Origin of the sequence: Suttonella indologenes (assembly GCF_900460215.1) — a bacterium.
GTDB lineage: Bacteria > Pseudomonadota > Gammaproteobacteria > Cardiobacteriales > Cardiobacteriaceae > Suttonella > Suttonella indologenes.
Genome location: NZ_UHIA01000004.1, coordinates 1,421,016 through 1,438,443 on the forward strand (window position 1 = coordinate 1,421,016; position 17,428 = coordinate 1,438,443).

The 17,428-nt window shown below is 47.3% G+C and carries 14 protein-coding genes; 5 read left to right on the plus strand and 9 right to left on the minus strand.

Translation table 11 applies throughout. The features are described 5' to 3' along the window. Nucleotides 1-59: 59 nt before the first annotated feature. The 4 genes from DYC63_RS10985 to DYC63_RS11000 are packed head-to-tail and all read right to left on the minus strand — an operon-like array spanning nt 60 to nt 3,778. Nucleotides 60-1,571 carry a Ppx/GppA phosphatase family protein gene (locus tag DYC63_RS10985; RefSeq protein WP_115219252.1) on the minus strand — a complete coding sequence of 504 codons (1,512 nt, stop codon included), beginning with the start codon at nt 1,569-1,571 and terminating at the stop codon, nt 60-62. A gap of 14 nt (nt 1,572-1,585) precedes the next feature. Continuing rightward, nucleotides 1,586-2,347 carry a phosphodiester glycosidase family protein gene (locus DYC63_RS10990; RefSeq protein ID WP_147284961.1) on the minus strand — a complete coding sequence of 254 codons (762 nt, stop codon included), beginning with the start codon at nt 2,345-2,347 and terminating at the stop codon, nt 1,586-1,588. Continuing rightward, the gene (locus DYC63_RS10995) at nt 2,340-2,792 is read right to left on the minus strand and encodes an NfeD family protein (RefSeq protein ID WP_115219254.1); all 453 of its coding nucleotides are present in this window, start codon (nt 2,790-2,792) and stop codon (nt 2,340-2,342) included. Before DYC63_RS10995 ends, DYC63_RS10990 begins: the two co-directional genes overlap by 8 nt. Nucleotides 2,793-2,794: 2 nt before the next feature. Next, on the minus strand, nt 2,795-3,778 hold the full coding sequence (locus DYC63_RS11000; RefSeq protein WP_115219255.1) for an SPFH domain-containing protein: 984 nt from the start codon (nt 3,776-3,778) through the stop codon (nt 2,795-2,797). Between the two features lie 229 nt (nt 3,779-4,007). On the opposite strand from DYC63_RS11000, the gene DYC63_RS11005 reads away from it, so the two are divergent. Further along, entirely contained in the window at nt 4,008-5,369 is a 1,362-nt protein-coding gene (locus tag DYC63_RS11005) for a Na+/H+ antiporter family protein (RefSeq protein WP_115219256.1), read from the plus strand. A gap of 104 nt (nt 5,370-5,473) precedes the next feature. On the opposite strand, the gene metK is transcribed toward DYC63_RS11005, so the two are convergent. The 3 genes from metK to secA are packed head-to-tail and all read right to left on the minus strand — an operon-like array spanning nt 5,474 to nt 9,728. After that, nucleotides 5,474-6,622: a methionine adenosyltransferase gene (gene metK, locus DYC63_RS11010; protein ID WP_115219257.1), complete on the minus strand. Its 1,149-nt coding sequence runs from the start codon at nt 6,620-6,622 to the stop codon at nt 5,474-5,476. Beyond that, complete coding sequence (locus DYC63_RS11015) at nt 6,619-7,029, minus strand: (deoxy)nucleoside triphosphate pyrophosphohydrolase (RefSeq protein WP_115219258.1); 411 nt, start codon at nt 7,027-7,029, stop codon at nt 6,619-6,621. The genes metK and DYC63_RS11015 overlap by 4 nt, the downstream gene beginning before the upstream one ends. Then, nucleotides 7,029-9,728, minus strand: coding sequence for a preprotein translocase subunit SecA (gene secA / locus DYC63_RS11020; RefSeq protein WP_115219259.1), 2,700 nt, complete (start codon nt 9,726-9,728; stop codon nt 7,029-7,031). The genes DYC63_RS11015 and secA overlap by 1 nt, the downstream gene beginning before the upstream one ends. A gap of 130 nt (nt 9,729-9,858) precedes the next feature. Here secA and DYC63_RS11025 point away from each other — a divergent pair, with 130 nt between their 5' ends. From DYC63_RS11025 to DYC63_RS11040, 4 genes are all read left to right on the plus strand, one after another. Then, nucleotides 9,859-10,317: a DciA family protein gene (locus DYC63_RS11025; protein ID WP_115219260.1), complete on the plus strand. Its 459-nt coding sequence runs from the start codon at nt 9,859-9,861 to the stop codon at nt 10,315-10,317. 182 nt (nt 10,318-10,499) lie between these two features. Further along, nucleotides 10,500-15,443 (plus strand): YadA-like family protein, encoded by a 4,944-nt coding sequence (locus DYC63_RS11030; RefSeq protein ID WP_115219261.1) that lies wholly within the window; start codon nt 10,500-10,502, stop codon nt 15,441-15,443. Between the two features lie 46 nt (nt 15,444-15,489). Continuing rightward, entirely contained in the window at nt 15,490-15,993 is a 504-nt protein-coding gene (locus DYC63_RS11035; RefSeq protein WP_115219262.1) for an outer membrane protein assembly factor BamE, read from the plus strand. Between the two features lie 204 nt (nt 15,994-16,197). Continuing rightward, nucleotides 16,198-16,563, plus strand: a complete 366-nt coding sequence (locus tag DYC63_RS11040) for a murein L,D-transpeptidase (RefSeq protein ID WP_115219524.1) — start codon at nt 16,198-16,200, stop codon at nt 16,561-16,563. 93 nt (nt 16,564-16,656) lie between these two features. Here the strand turns inward: DYC63_RS11040 and DYC63_RS11045 are convergent, their stop codons facing one another. Further along, nucleotides 16,657-16,818: a DUF1328 domain-containing protein gene (locus DYC63_RS11045; protein WP_115219263.1), complete on the minus strand. Its 162-nt coding sequence runs from the start codon at nt 16,816-16,818 to the stop codon at nt 16,657-16,659. 13 nt (nt 16,819-16,831) lie between these two features. Further along, nucleotides 16,832-17,029, minus strand: coding sequence for a CsbD family protein (locus DYC63_RS11050; RefSeq protein ID WP_115219264.1), 198 nt, complete (start codon nt 17,027-17,029; stop codon nt 16,832-16,834). Nucleotides 17,030-17,428 lie beyond the last annotated feature (399 nt).

Genomic DNA, 17,428 nt, shown 5'->3' on the forward strand with positions numbered 1-17,428 from the left:
CAGATTATTCTGCCTTTATTTTTTACTAAATTAGCATTTAATGTCCTTGGGTTTAAAATTCATTTTTTTATTTCCGGAAAATTAACCTGCAAAGAAAAAGGCGCATCATCCCAATATTTTAATTCTTCTTGCAAATCCGCCACACTTAAAGGATGTTTTTGCAAATATTGCTCTGAAAAACTCAAACTCAATATTTTATCTTTCAATTTAACTGTTGGCCAATCCGATTCTGCCAAAGGCACACGCGAGCGGTATAGCAGCACGGCTAAGCGCAATGCCAATAAATATTGCCAAATAAATTCTTGATAAGCGGGATTTAGTTCGCGAATTAATTTAGCAGGCAATTTCTTACGCTGTCCGCGTAGCAGAATCGCCATCATTTTTTGCATGACTTGAGAAAAGCCCGGCATATCCGCATGCTCCATGAGATAAGCGCCGTGTTGATGCTGTTTGCCGCGCGCAACTGCCAAGCCGATTTCGTGCAATTGGGCGGCAAAGCCTAATAGCGGTGCAAATCGCAGCGGAGCTTCTTGCGCCATGGCGGCATTAATATGCTGTGCCATTTTTGCCACGCGTTCCGCTTGTAGCGTATCAACCGTAAAACGATGCTGCATGGCGGCAACGGTAAGCTCCCGTTCATCATGACTGTCGTCTTCATCACGTCCCATTAAGTCTAGCAAGACGCCTTCGCGCAGAGCCGCTTGGCTGACAAAAGCCGATTCAATGTGCAAGATGTCGCAGAGCCCTGCCAAAATACACACGCCGCCGGTAAAACCGAAAGCACGCGCAGGATCGATTTCCAAACGTTCCGCCAATTTATCCGCATGCCCGATTTCCAGTAGCACTTCCAGTAAGCGATGCAAACCTTGCTGCGTAATTCCCTGATTACTGATACCCAATTTTTGCAGAACTTTTTCCGTGCTTTTAGCCGTGCCCGAGCTCATGACTGCGCGCTGATATTCATGCATACTTAATTCTTTTACATGCGGTTCAATTGTCACAGCGACATGCGACAAGGCTTTTTTAATCCCTGTTTTGGTAATTTTGCCGCGCGGGAAAAATTTATTTGCCATATTGGCACAGCCGATTTTCATCGAACGCAAGACTTTCGGCGTTTCGCCTTCACCGATAATAACTTCCGTCGAACCGCCGCCTACATCAATGACCAATGTGACGTCTTTAAAGAAGTTATGCTCGCTGATGCCAAGATAAATCAATCGCGCTTCTTCATTGCCGCTGATGATTTCAATATCCGCGCCAAGAGCTTTTTCTGCTTTACGCAGAAATTCTTCGCCGTTTTTTGCCACGCGCATGGTATTGGTTCCCACCGCACGCACTTGATCACGCGGAATATGTTCAATACGCTGACGCATTTCCCCTAAGGCGGTCAAAGCGCGTTTGATGGAAGCGTCATCAAGCATATTGTCTTTGCCCAAACCTTCCCCCAATCGCACCATATGCTTGATTTTGTCTACTTCTTGAATGCCGCTGGCGGTCACTTGCACCACAATAAGATGAAAACTGTTCGAGCCTAAATCTAAGGCGGCATAATAAGAAGATTGTTTGTGCATCATCAGTCCTAAGCTTATTCAACGATGGCAATCATACCCACAAACGGTCGCCAATGAAACCAATTGCTCTGTCTGATTGCATAATAATGCGAAATGCTGCCGTCTAAATACAGGGCTTGCCGACAACCGAAAGACAGCATCGCCTCGCTCATGCGATAAAAACTCGGCCATTCGCTATCCTGCCGCACAGCAGTGCTGATAATAAAATACAGCTCTCCCGCTTCATTGATACAGGCGGCATTGCGTTTGTAAGGAGAAGACAAATCTTTAATAAAACGCGAGTTGATTGTTCCGTCGATAATCATCATCGGTCCTGATTGAAAGGCATAAGCGGCTTTTTTCGGCTGTTTCTGCCATTGCTCGATCGGCATTATGCCTGCAGATTGTCCGCCAAACCACAGTACACCGTTCGGCTGAATATGAAAATTGCCTTTGCCGGCGCTGCGGTTTAAAGCGCGCAAAGTTTTGCCTTCTTCAATCCACAGTCCGGCAGGCTGATAGTCCTGCGTATAAATACCGGCATTCATCAGCATTAAAACATTTTCGCCCTTAGCGCTCAGTGCAGCCGCTGCGGCGCGCAATTTGCTGTAATTTTTTCCCGCTTCATCACGCCACAGCAAACGCATTTGCGCAGGATTAGCAGTAAAAATACGGTATTCCACGCCTTTAAATTCCGCCGTCGCAAATAATAAGCCGCGCTCATTGCTAAATTGCAAGGGCGCGGCAATCGCTTTGCTGAACAAACAGAATAAAAAGACGAATGTTAGCTTAGCCAACTTTCACCACATCTAAGACTAAACTATCGACATTCACCACCAACACTGTCGTTCCGGCCGGCATATCTTCACCGCGAATCGTCCACATGCCGTCATCAATCTTAACCCGTCCGCTACCATGCACAATCGGCATTTCCAAAACCAAATGCCGTCCAATCAAATTGCGACTGCGATTATTTAATTTAGCCGCCTCGTCATTATGATTTTTAGGCTGCCAAACTTTAGTGATAAACCACCATGCTGTAATGCTGATAATCGATAAGAGCGCAAAAGCCAAAGCTTGGCTTTGAATGCCCAATTCGGGCATCAGCCAAGTAAGCAAAGTCAGCATTAATGCCGCCATTGCCCAGAAAATAAAGAAGAAGGATGCCGTAAAAGCCTCAATTGCCAAAAACAAGCAAGCCAAAATCAGCCAATTCCAAAAAATTGGTTCGATGTAATACATGGCTATTCCTCTGTAGGCTTATTCGATTGGGAAGGATTTACGGCGCTGAAACTGCTGTCACTCACATTTTGGCGCAACATTTCCGCCATACCGCCCAAAGCCCCTAAAATGCCATTAGATTCCATTGGCAGGAAAAAGGTTTTTTGCTGATTGCTTTCGGCAAATTTAGCCAAAGCCTCGACATATTTTTGTGCAACGAAATAATTGGTCGCATGAATATTGCCTTCGGAAATCGCACGCGATAAGGTCGCCGTTGCGCGTGCCTCCGCTATCGCCAAACGCTCGCGCGCCTCCGCATCTAAAAATGCCGCTTCTTTGCGTCCTTCCGCTTCTAAGACCTGCGATTGCTTTTCCCCTTCGGCACGCAAAATTTCAGACTGACGCTGTCCTTCCGCTTCTAAAATCTGCGCACGTTTAATTTGTTCGGCTTTTTTCTGCCGCGCCATTGCCGCAACCAAATCCGCCGGCGGCGTAATATCTTTAATTTCCACCCGTGTGACTTTTACCCCCCAAGGGTTAGTCGCCAAATCAATAGTTTGTAATAAGCGCTGATTGATTTCATCGCGCTGCGCCAGTAAATCGTCCAAAGCCATAGAGCCCATAACGGTACGTAGATTCGTCATTGCCAAATTCATAATCGAATATTCCAAATCATCCACCGCATACGCCGCCTTCGCCGCATTCACCACTTGGAAAAACACAACGCCGTCAACCGAGACCATGGCATTGTCTTTGGTAATGACTTCCTGACGCGGCACATCCAACATCCGCTCTTTCATATTCACGCGATGCCCGACGCTTTGCCAAAAAGGAATCAATAAATTAAAACCGGGCTCTAAGGTTTTCTGATAACGCCCCAAACGCAGCAATGTATATTCCATACCCTGCGGCACAATTTGAATGGCTTTTTTGGCAATCCAAAAGACTACTACAATCAGCACAATAGAAAAAACCATTGAGCCGTCGAATATTTTTTCAGGATTCATCCTTTCCTCCAATACATTAATTTTTGCGCATAATACAGAAATCCTTCCTTAAATTAAAGCCTTAAATCAAAAGCGCCCAAAAACCGAGTAGCTGTTTTCATCCTCTTTTAAACCGCTCTCGATATATCCGTTTTATTTGTATAGGAATGAGTCATATCCGAATTGGCGACAGCTTTTTTTTCCGCACTTTTTTACCTAAAATGAGCGATTTTTCATTAAGGAGAAATTTATGAATGCAGTCGTTTTAGCCGTCGTGCTGATGATGATATTGGCATTGCTGCGTATCAATGTCGTGCTCAGCTTGGCTATTGCCGCCTTTATCGGCGGTTTGTATGCAGGGCTGCCTTTAAGTACGGTGACAGACAGCGCCGGCAATACACAATTAGGCGTGATGGAGCATTTTCAAAACGGCTTGGCGGGCGGCGCGCAAATCGCCCTGTCTTATGCCATGCTGGGCGCCTTTGCCATGGCAATCATGCACTCGGGTCTGCCGCAGCAATTAGCCCATCTTGTCATTCGCAAAATGGAGCAGGAACGCGGCAACCGCTCGACATTAAATCTGAAATGGCTGCTGATGGCAGGTCTATTGGCGATGTCGGTCATGAGCCAAAACCTTATCCCTATCCATATCGCCTTCATTCCCATGCTCGTACCGCCATTGATGATGGTATTTAATCAGTTGCAGATTGACCGCCGCCTGCTTGCCTGCGTGATGACTTTCGGCTTGGTTACTACTTATATGTTCCTGCCTTACGGCTTCGGCGAGATTTTCCTCAAGCAGATTCTGCTCGGCAATGCCGCCAAATTCGGTTTAGATACACAGGGATTGAATGTTGTCACGGCAATGGCGATTCCGGCTTTGGGTATGTTTGCAGGATTGCTAATTGCCGCCTTTTTCAGCTATCGCAAAGCGCGCCACTATCAAAGCCGCGAAGTACAGCAACAACAGCACAGCACAGCCATCGCGCCCAGCACCTACCGCAGCGGCGTTGCCATTGCCGCGATTATCGTCGCTTTTGCCATTCAATTATTCGTTGATAATGCCTTATTACTGAGCGCCATGTTAGGTTTTGCCGTCTTGATGTTGGCAGGCGTAGTCAAGCGCCGAGATGCCGACAGCGTGTTCGACAGCGGCATCCGCATGATGGCGATGATCGGCTTCATCATGATTGCCGCCAAAGGCTTTGCCGAAGTGATGAATGCCACAGGACAAATCGATTCTCTAGTGAACGGAGCGATGGAGCTATTCGGCAATAACCGTGTCTTAGCCGCTGCCGCCATGTTATTAGTCGGCTTATTAGTGACCATGGGTATCGGCAGCTCTTTCTCCACTCTGCCGATTTTGGCGGCAATTTATGTGCCGCTGTGCATGGAAATGGGCTTTTCCGCTTTGGCTACCATTGCCATTATCGGCACCGCCGGTGCCTTGGGTGATGCCGGTTCGCCCGCCTCGGATTCTACTTTGGGACCGACGGTCGGCTTAAACGGCGACGGACAGCACAACCATATCCGCGATACCGTAATCCCGACCTTTTTGCATTTCAATATCCCGCTTTTCATTGCCGGCTGGATAGCGGCACTCATCCTATAAATCAAAAAATACCCCCTAAATTCAGGGGGATATTTTTACTAAAGTCGGATAATTGAAAAAGCGCCATAAGCTAAGCTTCGCTACTGCGACCATACGCTAACATCTTATGCCGAACGCAAAGCCTCTGCGCGATCGGTTTTTTCCCAAGTGAAATCAGGCAATTCACGCCCGAAATGCCCATAACTGGCGGTTTGACGGTAAATCGGACGTACCAAATCCAACATTTCGATGATGCCGTAAGGCGTGAGGTCAAATACGGCGCGTACGCGTTTTTCAATTTCTTCATCGGCAATCTTGCCTGTGCCGAAGGTATTGACCATAATCGAAGTCGGCTCTGCCACGCCGATGGCATAAGAAACCTGCACTTCGCAACGCTCCGCCAAGCCCGCCGCCACAATATTTTTTGCCACATAGCGACCGGCATAAGCTGCGCTTCGGTCCACTTTGCTCGGATCTTTGCCCGAAAAAGCGCCGCCGCCATGATGCGCCGCGCCGCCGTAGGTATCGACAATAATCTTGCGTCCTGTCAAACCGCAGTCGCCGACCGGCCCGCCGATGATAAATTGCCCTGTCGGATTAATATGATATTTGGTATCTTTGCTCAGCCATTGCTCCGGCAAAACTTTTTCAATAATCAGTTCGCGCACCGATTCCTGCAAATCTTTCTGCTTAATATCAGGATCATGCTGGGTAGAAAGCACCACCGCATCAATGCCGGTAATCAAGCCGTTTTTATAACGGAAAGTGATCTGGCTTTTCGCGTCGGGACGCAGCCACGGCAGGACTTTATCCTTGCGCAATTGCGCCTGCCGCTCCACTAAGCGGTGCGCATAGGTAATCGGCGCCGGCATCAGGGTTTCGGTCTCATTGCAGGCATAGCCGAACATCAAACCTTGGTCGCCTGCACCCTGCTTGCGTTTTTCCTCTCTGTCCACGCCTTGCGCAATATCGGAAGACTGCTTGCCAATCGCATTTAAGACAGCGCAAGTCGCCCCGTCAAAGCCCACATCCGAACTGTTATAGCCAATCTTGATAATGGTGTTGCGCACAATATCTTCCAAATCCACCCATGCACTGGTACTCACTTCTCCGGCCACTACGACCATGCCGGTTTTGATTAAGGTTTCGCAGGCAACGCGTGCATGTTTATCTTTGGCTAAAATCGCATCTAAAACCGCATCGGAAATCTGGTCGGCGATTTTATCGGGATGCCCTTCTGAAACCGATTCAGAAGTAAATAAAAAGCGGCTCATTTTTGCTCCTTTTCTTGATATTCCTGCTGCAATAATCGCAGCACCTGCGTATTCGGCTCCGGAAAGCGATAACGGCTCAGCTCGGCAAGCGCTACCCATTGCCAACGTTGGTTTTCCAAACCTTGTGGAGCGTAATCCCGTTCGCTTTCGGCAATAAAAAACGATAAGGCGACTTCTTCGCCGCGGTCGCCTTGGTAAAACAAACGCCAGTCTTCCTGCTGCGTATCGATGCCCAATTCTTCCTGCAATTCGCGTTGCAAGGCGGCAATCGCGCTCTCACCCGCCTCGATTTTGCCGCCGGGAAATTCCCAGTAGCCGGCATAAATCTTACCCTGCGGACGCTCGGCAATCAGCACTTGCCGGGCGCGATTGATGAGAATGCCCGCCGCAACCGCCTGCTTGGCCATCAGGCTAATTTGCCGTGACAGTTTTTAAAGCGTTCGCCGCTGCCGCAAGGGCAAGGCTCATTGCGTCCGACACCGGCGATGGCATCGGCAGGCAATTCACCCTCTCCACCTTGGAATTGCGCCTTTTCCATATTCGCTGCCTGCGCCTGCTGCGCCGCATCTTCACGTGCCGCCAATTCTTCCGCGCTGATTTCCTGTGCCTCCGGCGGACGTTGGAAAGCGATTTGCGCCATCAGGCGTACAATCTGGAATTGAATCGCATCCAGCAATTCGCTAAACATTTCAAAAGATTCGCGCTTGTACTCCTGCTTAGGATCTTTTTGCGCACGCGAACGCATCCAAATCGCCTGACGCAGCATATCCATCGTGCTCAAATGCGATTTCCACTGTTCGTCAATCACTTGCAGAGCGACAAATTTTTCACCCCAATTCATCACTTCATCGCCGTATTGCTCGCGTTTGTTTTTATCCACCGCCTGCAAAATCTCAAATAGACGCTGCTCGATTTCCTGCGCGGACAAATTCGGCTCTTCTTGCAGCCACACGCCGTCAATATCCACTTTAATGCCGAAATCGCCCAATAAAGCGGCTTCCAAACCGCGCAAATCCCAGCTTTGGCGCACCGCATCTTCGGGCAGATAATCATGAATCAGGCGTGCAATCACATTGGCGCGCATCTCATTGACCATCTCGGAAATCACCGGCTCGTCCATAATGCGGCTGCGCTGGGTATAAATCACTTTTCGCTGCTCATTGGCGACGTCATCATATTCCAGCAAACTCTTACGCGCATCAAAATTATGCGCTTCCACCTTTCTTTGCGCCCCTTCAATCTGCTTGGTCACGATTTTAGACTCAATCGCCTCATCTTCCGACATGCCGAAACGCTGCATCATATTGCGCATCTTGTCGCCGGCGAAAATCCGCACCAGATTATCGTCCAATGCCACATAGAAACGGCTGGAACCGGGGTCGCCCTGCCGTCCCGAACGTCCGCGCAGCTGATTGTCGATGCGGCGCGATTCATGGCGTTCCGCGCCGATCACATGCAAGCCGCCGGCGGCAATCACGGCATCATGACGCTGCTGCCAGTCTTCGCGCACTTGTTGCTGCGCTGCTTCGCCCGCATCCTCACCCAAAGCCGCCAAGGCGGCGCGCAAACTGCCGCCTAGTACAATATCCGTGCCGCGTCCCGCCATATTGGTAGCAATCGTTACCTGCCCCGGCAAACCCGCATTGGCAATAATCTCCGCCTCGCGCTGATGCTGCTTGGCATTCAACACTTCGTGCTTAATCCCCGCCTGCGTCAGCAGATTGGATAATAATTCGGAAGTCTCGATAGACGCCGTACCCAATAATACGGGCTGTCCCTTCTCTTGGCTTACCTTGACTTCCTCGACAATCGCCTGATATTTGCCTTCCTGTTTCAGATAAATCAAATCTGTGTAATCTATCCGCGCAATCGGACGGTTGGTAGGAATAACCACTGTCTCCAAATCATAAATATCTTGAAATTCAAAAGCCTCCGTGTCCGCCGTACCGGTCATACCCGCTAATTTATCATACAGGCGGAAAAAGTTTTGGTAGGTAATAGACGCCAACGTTTGACTTTCTTTTTTAACCGGCACGCCCTCTTTGATTTCAATCGCCTGATGCAGACCGTCCGACCAGCGGCGGCCGTCCATCGTTCGCCCTGTAAACTCGTCCACAATCACTACTTCGCCATTGCGCACAATATAATCCACATCCTTATGGAATAAATGATGTGCGCGCAAACAGGCAGTCAAATGATGAAAGACGCCGATATTTTTCGGGTCGTACAAACTCTCGCCTTCCGCAATCAAACCTTCCTTGCGCAGCATCTCTTCCACATGCTCGTGACCGCTCTCCGTTAAGCCGACCTGCTTGCTCTTCTCGTCAATCGAGAAATCGCCTTCGCCGTCTTCCTCCACCTGCGCGCTTAAGGCAGGTACCAAAGCATTCAGACGCACATACAAATCCGTATTCATATTGGCTTCGCCGGAAATAATCAGCGGCGTGCGCGCCTCGTCGATCAGAATCGAATCGACTTCGTCCACAATCGCGTAATTCAACTCTCTTTGCAGGCGATCTTCAGGCATAACCGCCATATTGCTGCGCAAATAATCAAAGCCGAATTCATTATTCGTGCCGTAAGTAATATCCGCTCGATAAGCGGCTTTTTTCGCCTCGACCGACATACCGGAGACAATAATGCCGCAAGAAAGCCCCAAGAAATTGTACAACTGCCCCAATTCTTCGCCGTCGCGGCGTGCCAAATAATCATTCACGGTAACCACATGCACGCCGTGCCCGCTCAAGGCATTCAAATAAACCGCCAAAGTCGCGACTAAGGTTTTGCCCTCGCCCGTGCGCATCTCCGCAATCTTGCCCATATGCAAGACCATGCCGCCAATCAACTGCACATCATAATGGCGCATACCCAAAACGCGCCGCGAAGCCTCGCGCACCACCGCAAAAGCCTCGACCAGCAATTGATCCAAGGTTTCTCCGGCTGCCAGACGGCTTTTAAACTCCTGCGTTTTACCGCCTAAAGCTTCATTATTAAGCGCCTGCATCTGCGCTTCAAGCGCATTGATATCCCTTACGTTTTTTGACAATTGCTTAATAATGCGCTCATTTCTCGAGCCGAAAATTTTTCTCATCAGTATGCCTAGCATAACCGTATATCCTATTCTAAAATAATCCCAAAGCGGGTAAACAACCGCGCATCATAGCGCAAAATCGCCTGCCTAGCACCCGCATTAGCCTTAAATCGCGGCAAAATATCTTTTTTCAAGGGAGAAACCGATGTCATCCAAAGAAACACCGCAATATGAAGCGGATAAGCGCCGCTTTCTGCCGCTGAAAAACAGCAATCCCCTGATTAAACAGCTGCTCAGCCAGCAAATGGGCAGCCAGCACTATCATTTGCACGAAAAATACCAAGGATTGCTGCTTAAAGTCCTGCCGCCCGCTTGGCGGCATCAAGTCTATTTTGAAAAAATTGAAAAAGGCGAATGGCATTTGCTCGTCGCCAATAGCGAAGCCGCGTTTAAATTGCGCTTTCTGCATAATGAAATCAGCCAAGCACTGAATCAATATCTCAGCAAACCGATACGCCTGCGCATTCATGTGCAGCCCAATCTGTGGCAAATCATTCCGCAGACGCGCCGCCCGATTGCCGTGAAAAGCGCCAGAGCCTACACAGAGGCGGAAGCCGAGCAAAGCATTAAACGCTTCCTTGCCGCTGCCGCAAAAAAACACTAAAGATAAGCCAAATATTGACACATCAGAAGATATTCAACAGAATAAAAATCAAAAAAAGTTAATGGCAATAATATTGCTTAATCGTTTCAGTAAATTTTTTTAGCAGATAAGAGATAAAATAAAGCAGACAATTTATTACCCTCCCTTACTACCCATATCAACTTTACCTAAGGACTTAAAATATGAACCATATCTTTAAAGTAGTCTTCAACCCATCTTTAGGCATCTTTGTCGCCGTGCCCGAATTCGCCAAATCACAGGGCAAACAATCTTCTTTTGGCATTGCTAGGACAAGCTTGCGCTTATTCAAATTAACAGCTCTTTCGGCTGCTTTTGCAGCATTGGGTGTCGCTATACCTGCATGGGCAGGAAATAATGCTACAGGAAATAATGCTACAGGTAATTTTAATACTGTCGGTGGCGCGGGAAATAGCATTGTAGGTAATTACAATGTTGTTTCTCCAAACGGCGATTCGGTCAATCAAAGCGTAGTTATTGGTAATTCTAATACTGTTGGCGCAACAGCCGTTCGCGAAAATGAAACAGATAGTGGGACTCCTTATTCCGGCGCAGCATCGGTTGGCGATAGTGGCGATGCGCGCAATAATGTGGTTATTGGCGTGAATAACACTATTAATAGCGCTAGAAATTCTATTTTGCTTGGACGCGGTGTCAATGTGGCAGTTGGTGCAAATAATGCTTTGGCATTTGGTTTGAATACGCGGGTAAATGCTGAAAACGGCGTGGCATTAGGCGCAAATGCTGCTGCCAATGCTCAAGCAGGTGATGTGGCATTAGGTGCGCAATCCGCTACGCAAACAGTAGCCAGCACCACTACCGCTACAGTAGGCAGTTTTACCTATTCGGGTTTCGCAGGTAATGCGCCGACTTCTACCGTATCTATAGGCAATTCAGGTGCAGAACGTACATTGACTAATCTGGCTGCCGGTCGTATCACTGCCACATCAACCGATGCCATCAACGGTAGCCAACTGTATATGACTAACGACGTCTTGGGCAACCTTGCCAACAGCGTTGTCAAAAACTTTGGTGGTAATGCTGCATTAAACCCTAAGAAACAAGGCGACATTACCTTTACCAATATCGGTGGTACTGGTCAAAATAATATTCACGATGCTATTAAATTTGCCACGACTACCGTCAAAGCCGGTAAAAATACCACTGTTAATAAAACAAACGCTGCAAACGAATACACCGTTAATGCTTGGGATACCACCGTTTCTGCAAAAGCCAATGGCGGTGTAAACATAACACCGACTATTAATGATACTAACATGACTCGAGCCTATGAGTTATCCGTCAATGTAGACAATAGCAGCATCAAAATTGTAGATGGCAAATTAACCGTTGCGACAGCTAAAAACTACTTCCATATCAATCCTGAGAATCGGGAAGTTAACGCAAAAGATACAAACAACTTGGATGCTGTCGATAGCGTTGGCAATGCTACCGGGGCTTATGCTTTAGCAGCCGGTTATCAGGCACAATCATCAGGCAACAGCTCGACAGCTGTCGGCAAGGGAAGTCGAGCGATAGCTGCTTATGCAACTGCATTCGGTAATGAAGCTTGGTCATTCGGTAACAACAGCACGGCATTGGGCAGCGGTTCTCGTGCTACAGGAGGAGACAGTTTGGCAGTAGGCGTCGCAGCACAATCATCAGGCAACCGCTCGACGGCTGTCGGTAGGGAAAGTCAGGCTACGGGTGATTATGCGACTGCATTCGGTAATGATGCTTGGTCATTCGGTAACAACGGCACGGCATTGGGCAGCGGCTCTCGTGCTATGAAAGGAGGCAGTTTGGCAGTAGGCAACTCAGCACAATCTCAAGCCTTTAATGCCGCGGCCATCGGTTCGGGCGCAAGTATTTATAAAAATGGTTCCCGTGCCGTTGCTATCGGAGCGCAGGCAAACAGCGACCATGCTAATGCTGTTGCATTAGGCTCCGGTTCGGCTACTGATGCAGTCGTCGGCACCAATAAGGCGACTGTAAACCGCCTTACTTATAGCGGTTTTGCCGGTGAGTCTCCGATTGCAACCGTATCGGTAGGCAATGATACGCAAAAACGCACCATTACCAACGTGGCTGCCGGTCGTATCACTGCCGATTCAACCGATGCCATCAACGGTAGCCAGCTATATATGACTAACGACGTCTTGGGCAACCTTGCCAACAGCGTTGTCAAAAACTTTGGTGGTAATGCTGCATTAAACCCTAAGAAACAAGGCGACATTACCTTTACCAATATCGGTGGTACTGGTCAAAATAATATTCACGATGCTATTAAATTTGCCACGACTACTGTCAAAGCCGGTAACAATACCACTGTTAATAAAGCAAACGCTGCAAACGAATACACCGTTAATGCTTGGGATACCACCGTTTCTACAAAAGCCAATGGCGGTGTAAACATAACACCGACTATTAATGGCACTGACATGACTCGAGCCTATGAGTTATCCGTCAATGTAGACAATAGCAGCATCAAAATTGTAGATGGCAAATTAACGGTTAATACAGACAGTTTGCCGAAAACCAAAGACACGGTGACTATTGTTCAATCTGAAGATAAATCTGTTACTGTTAGCAAACAAACTAATGATCAAGACGGTAATGCCGTTTTTGATATTGCGGTGGCAAAAGCCAATGTAAATACCGACAACTCAGGAAAAATCATCAACAATAATACCGGCAATACCTTTGTGACAGGGGATAATTTAGCTAATGCCCTTAATAAAGCAGGCTGGAATGCTACAGCCGGTAGCGGCGTTAACGGCGGCAAGGTATCAGGCGCTTCTTCCGAATTGATTAACTTCGGAGAAACCCTTACTTTTGATGCCGGCAAAAATATGGCTTTGGTGCAAAACGGTAATCGCTTTACTTATGCCACTAAAGATGAAGTGGAATTTACCAAAGTTAGCACGAATACAATCGAAGTGCCGGTGGATGGTGGCGGCAAGGTCAGCATTAACAATAATGGCATTAATGCCGGCGGAAAAACTATTGGCGGCGCAGACAGCGGCTTGAAAGACAAAGACGGCAATGTCGTGAATTTGAATGACGCAAATGTGGTGAAAACCAATGTAGTCAATGTGGGCGATCTGCAAACGGTGGTCAATAACATCAATACCGATATTTCCGCAGCGAAAACCGAAGTGCAGGCGGGGAGCAATACGCAGGTAAGTAGTACGCAAGGTGCAAATGGTCAAACCGTTTACACAGTGCATGCCGATAAGGCGGTTACGGCTGCCGGCAGCGGCATGACGGTGGCGGAAAATACGCTTAGTGATGCCAATGGCACGAAAACTACCACTTACACCGTATCGGCAAATGTTGACGGCAATACGATTAAGATTGACGGCGGCAAAATTTCTGCCAATACGGGTAAGGTCAGCATCAATACCGACGGTTCGACAAGCGTTAATAATGCTGATAAAGGCAAATTGGCAACTGTTGACGAAGTCAGCAATACTTTAAACAATGCCGGTTGGAATGTGCAAGGTAACGGCGTGCAAAAAGATTTGGTCAATGCCGGCGACAGCGTGAATTTTGTCAACGGTAGAGGCACAACGGTCAGCGTGGATAATACGGATGGCAAAAATACGACGATTAAAGTCGATAGTCCGCTGGCTTATGTTAATAGTAATCTTGCCGACCAATCTACGCCGAGCGACACGGTTGCCATTCAAGGCAAGGGCAATAATCCTGTGCAAATAAGCAATGTTGCCAGCGGCGTGCGCGATGATGTGACGGTCAGCAATCCTGCCGCACCAAGTGCTGCGGATAAAACGGCAATTGCCAATGCCATTAATAATGCCGGCGGCAATACCTTGAATAATGCGGTGAATGTCGGTGATTTGCAGGCAGTAATGCAAAATGTAAATACAGTTGTCACCAAGAATATTACCAATCAAGTCACAAATAATATTGTCAATAACATTATCGGTACTGATCCGATTTTAACTTACGATGTTCAAGGTCAAACCGAGAAGCGCAATATCACGCTAAAAGAAGCGATTAATAACATGAATGCTGAAGGTATCCGCTTCTTCCATACCAATGACGGTAAAAATTATAATTCAGGCTCATTCATTAATACCGAAGACTCCAGTGCGGTAGGTAGCTATGCTACGGCAATCGGTGTTAAGTCCAGTGCTTCCGGCAGCAATGCGATTGCTATGGGTAACGGTGCGCAAGCAACAGGTAATAATAGCATTAGCATCGGTACCGGCAATCTGGTTTCCGGTAATAATTCGGCCGCCATCGGCGATCCGAGCGTGATTCAAGGCGATAACAGTTACAGCATTGGCAATAACAATGCCATTAACCAACAATCGCAGAATGTGTTCGTTATGGGTAATAATGTGCAAATTGGCAGCGGCGTCGGCACAATGCAGGCTGTTGCGACCATGAAATGGGATGCGGCGGCTGGAAAATATGTTCAAGAAACGCATCAAATCAAAGTTTATGACGGCGATATGAGCAATGCGGTCGCTTTGGGTAATGCGACCAAAGTGGAAGTGAAAGACGGCGTGGCACTGGGTGCAAATTCTGCCGCCACTCGCGCCGGCATGACGGCAGCTGCGACAAGCAGCGCACAAATCGGCGGTGCTGTAGGCACAGTCTATAAGGGCAGCACGGTATTCGTAATGCCGGGCGCTTCTGCTCAAGCACGCCAAGAAGTGCTCGCGACTGCGCAAAATACTTTAGGCGCGGTTGCCGTCGGCAGCGAAACGCAAAACCGCCAAATCACCGGTGTAGCGGCAGGTTCGCGTGATAATGATGCGGTAAACGTCGCACAATTGCGTTCGGTTCAATCTGCCAATAACAATGCCATTAATTACTTAGATCAGCGTATCGGCGATGTGAATGCCAATGCCAATGCCGGCACTGCTGCGGCAATGGCGACCGCAGGTCTGCCGCAAGCCTATCTGCCGGGCAAAAACATGATTGCCGTCGGCACAAGCGTGTATCGCGGTGAAATGGGCTATGCGGTTGGCGTATCGAGCATCAGCGACGGCGGCAACTGGATTATCAAAGGCACGGCCAATGGTAATTCCCGCGGCCATTTTGGCGCAAGCGCCGCTATCGGTTACCAATGGTAAAGTATTTGCCGCCTGCTAAAGGCGGCAGCAATAAAAGGAACATATAATGAAAACATTCTTAAATATCAGTGTAGCGGCAGTCGCCATATTAGGCTTGGCAGCTTGCGCCACCAAAAGCAATGTCAAAGCCGACGGCACAATGGATAATCCCGTCTTCCCCGAGCCTTATTCGCTCACTTTTAATAATGATCGCGGTACTTTCCCCACTGCTGACGAGTTGGATAAAATGCGCCCGGGTTTAACTAAAGACGATATCTATAAAATCTTAGGTCGTCCGCATTATGACGAAGGCATGTTCGGCGTGCGCGAATGGGATTATCTCTTCCATTTCTACACCCCCGGCGTGCCGGCAGATCCGGATAATACCTCGGGCGTTGACGGCATCACGACTTGCCAATATAAAGTGATTTACGACAAAAACAAATTTGCCCGCAGCTTCTATTGGAATCCGGTATTCCCTAAAGATGCCGTATGCCCGCCACCTGTCCCTAAAGCGGAAAAAGTCATTATCCGCGAGGTGGTACAACCGCCTGTGCGTATCCGCCAATAATGATTGCTTGGTTTTATAGTCTCTTAACTTCAAAATGAGATTATTCTAAGCGCTTCTCCTGACAAAATGTGTATCTCTAAGTCTCATTTTGAAGTTAAGGTACTATATCGTGCCGCCTGCTGCCTAGCTTTGCTGAGTAGTCAGGCGGCTTTTTCGCAAGAACGCGTACGCATTTTAGAAGGCGATGAAGGCGAAGCTTATTTAATGCAAGCGGCACAAGTACAAGGAAAGATTGTGCGCGTTTCTTTGGATAAGGCAGAATTATGCTTTGCTGACAGCGGCGACTGCCATGCCGTATTAGTCGGGAAAACTACACCCAAAGGCCGCTTTAAAATGACCTTGGTCGCAACGGATTTAAAAGGCTACGGCGGCGATGTCATCGGCTTTCATTGGACAGCGGATTTTACCTTTGCCCTGCACCGTGTTTGGACGGAAAGACCTGCGGAACGCCGCTTGGAACGTCTTGCTTCGCCGATTATAAGCGATCGTATCATGACTAACGGCTGCATCAATGTAAGCGATAGCATTTATGAGCGTTTAAAACAATATGTGATTTTAGAAATAGAATAAACGTGTCAAAAAAGAGAACCGTTATCTCTAAATAAGATTATTAATCAAGGCATTAAAAAAGGAGCTTCAAAGCCCCTTTTAACATTCGCCGTTCTATTTTTTTCTTTTGCCGAAAATAAACGATACAATCGCCAAAATCAGAAAACCATAGAATAAAATTTTTGCGATACCTGCCGCTGCTCCCGCTAAACCACTGAATCCTAAAACAGCAGCAATCAAAGCAACGACAAAAAATCCAATTGCATAATTCAGCATATATATTCCTTAATTAATTGTTACTAAACCAATCGTCAACTTCTTTTTCAGCTTCTTCTTTAGAACGACCGTAGCGCTCTTGAATACGCCCGACTAATTGGTCGCGTTGTCCTGCAACAACATCCCAATCATCATTGGTCAATTCACCCCATTTCTCTTTTGCTTTTCCTTTTAACTGTTCCCATTTACCTTCTAAAATATCTTTATTCATGATTAGCTCCTAATCTTTGAAAATAGTTAGTTTGTGGTTGTTAATTGTTAAAATTAACGGGTAAAATAATAACTGCAAAATCGCGATTTGCCTAGCATAATGAAAAGAAATTCACATATTCTGCAAAGTGATGGTAAATAGTTTTCTATGACAAATTTTCTTATGATATTATAACATTCATAAGAAGAATACTAATTTTTTGATTATCATGACATTTATTCTATAACAAATATTCATCTCTTGATATTTAACAGCAAAAAGCAATTTACTATCAGGCTATCTAATATTCACTCTCTCAAAATTATGAAGAGAAAGTCATACTAATATTAAAGATTGGTGTTTGACGATGACCGAATAATTGAAAAATGACTGCGATATAGTTCGCTTGTGTTACTTTCC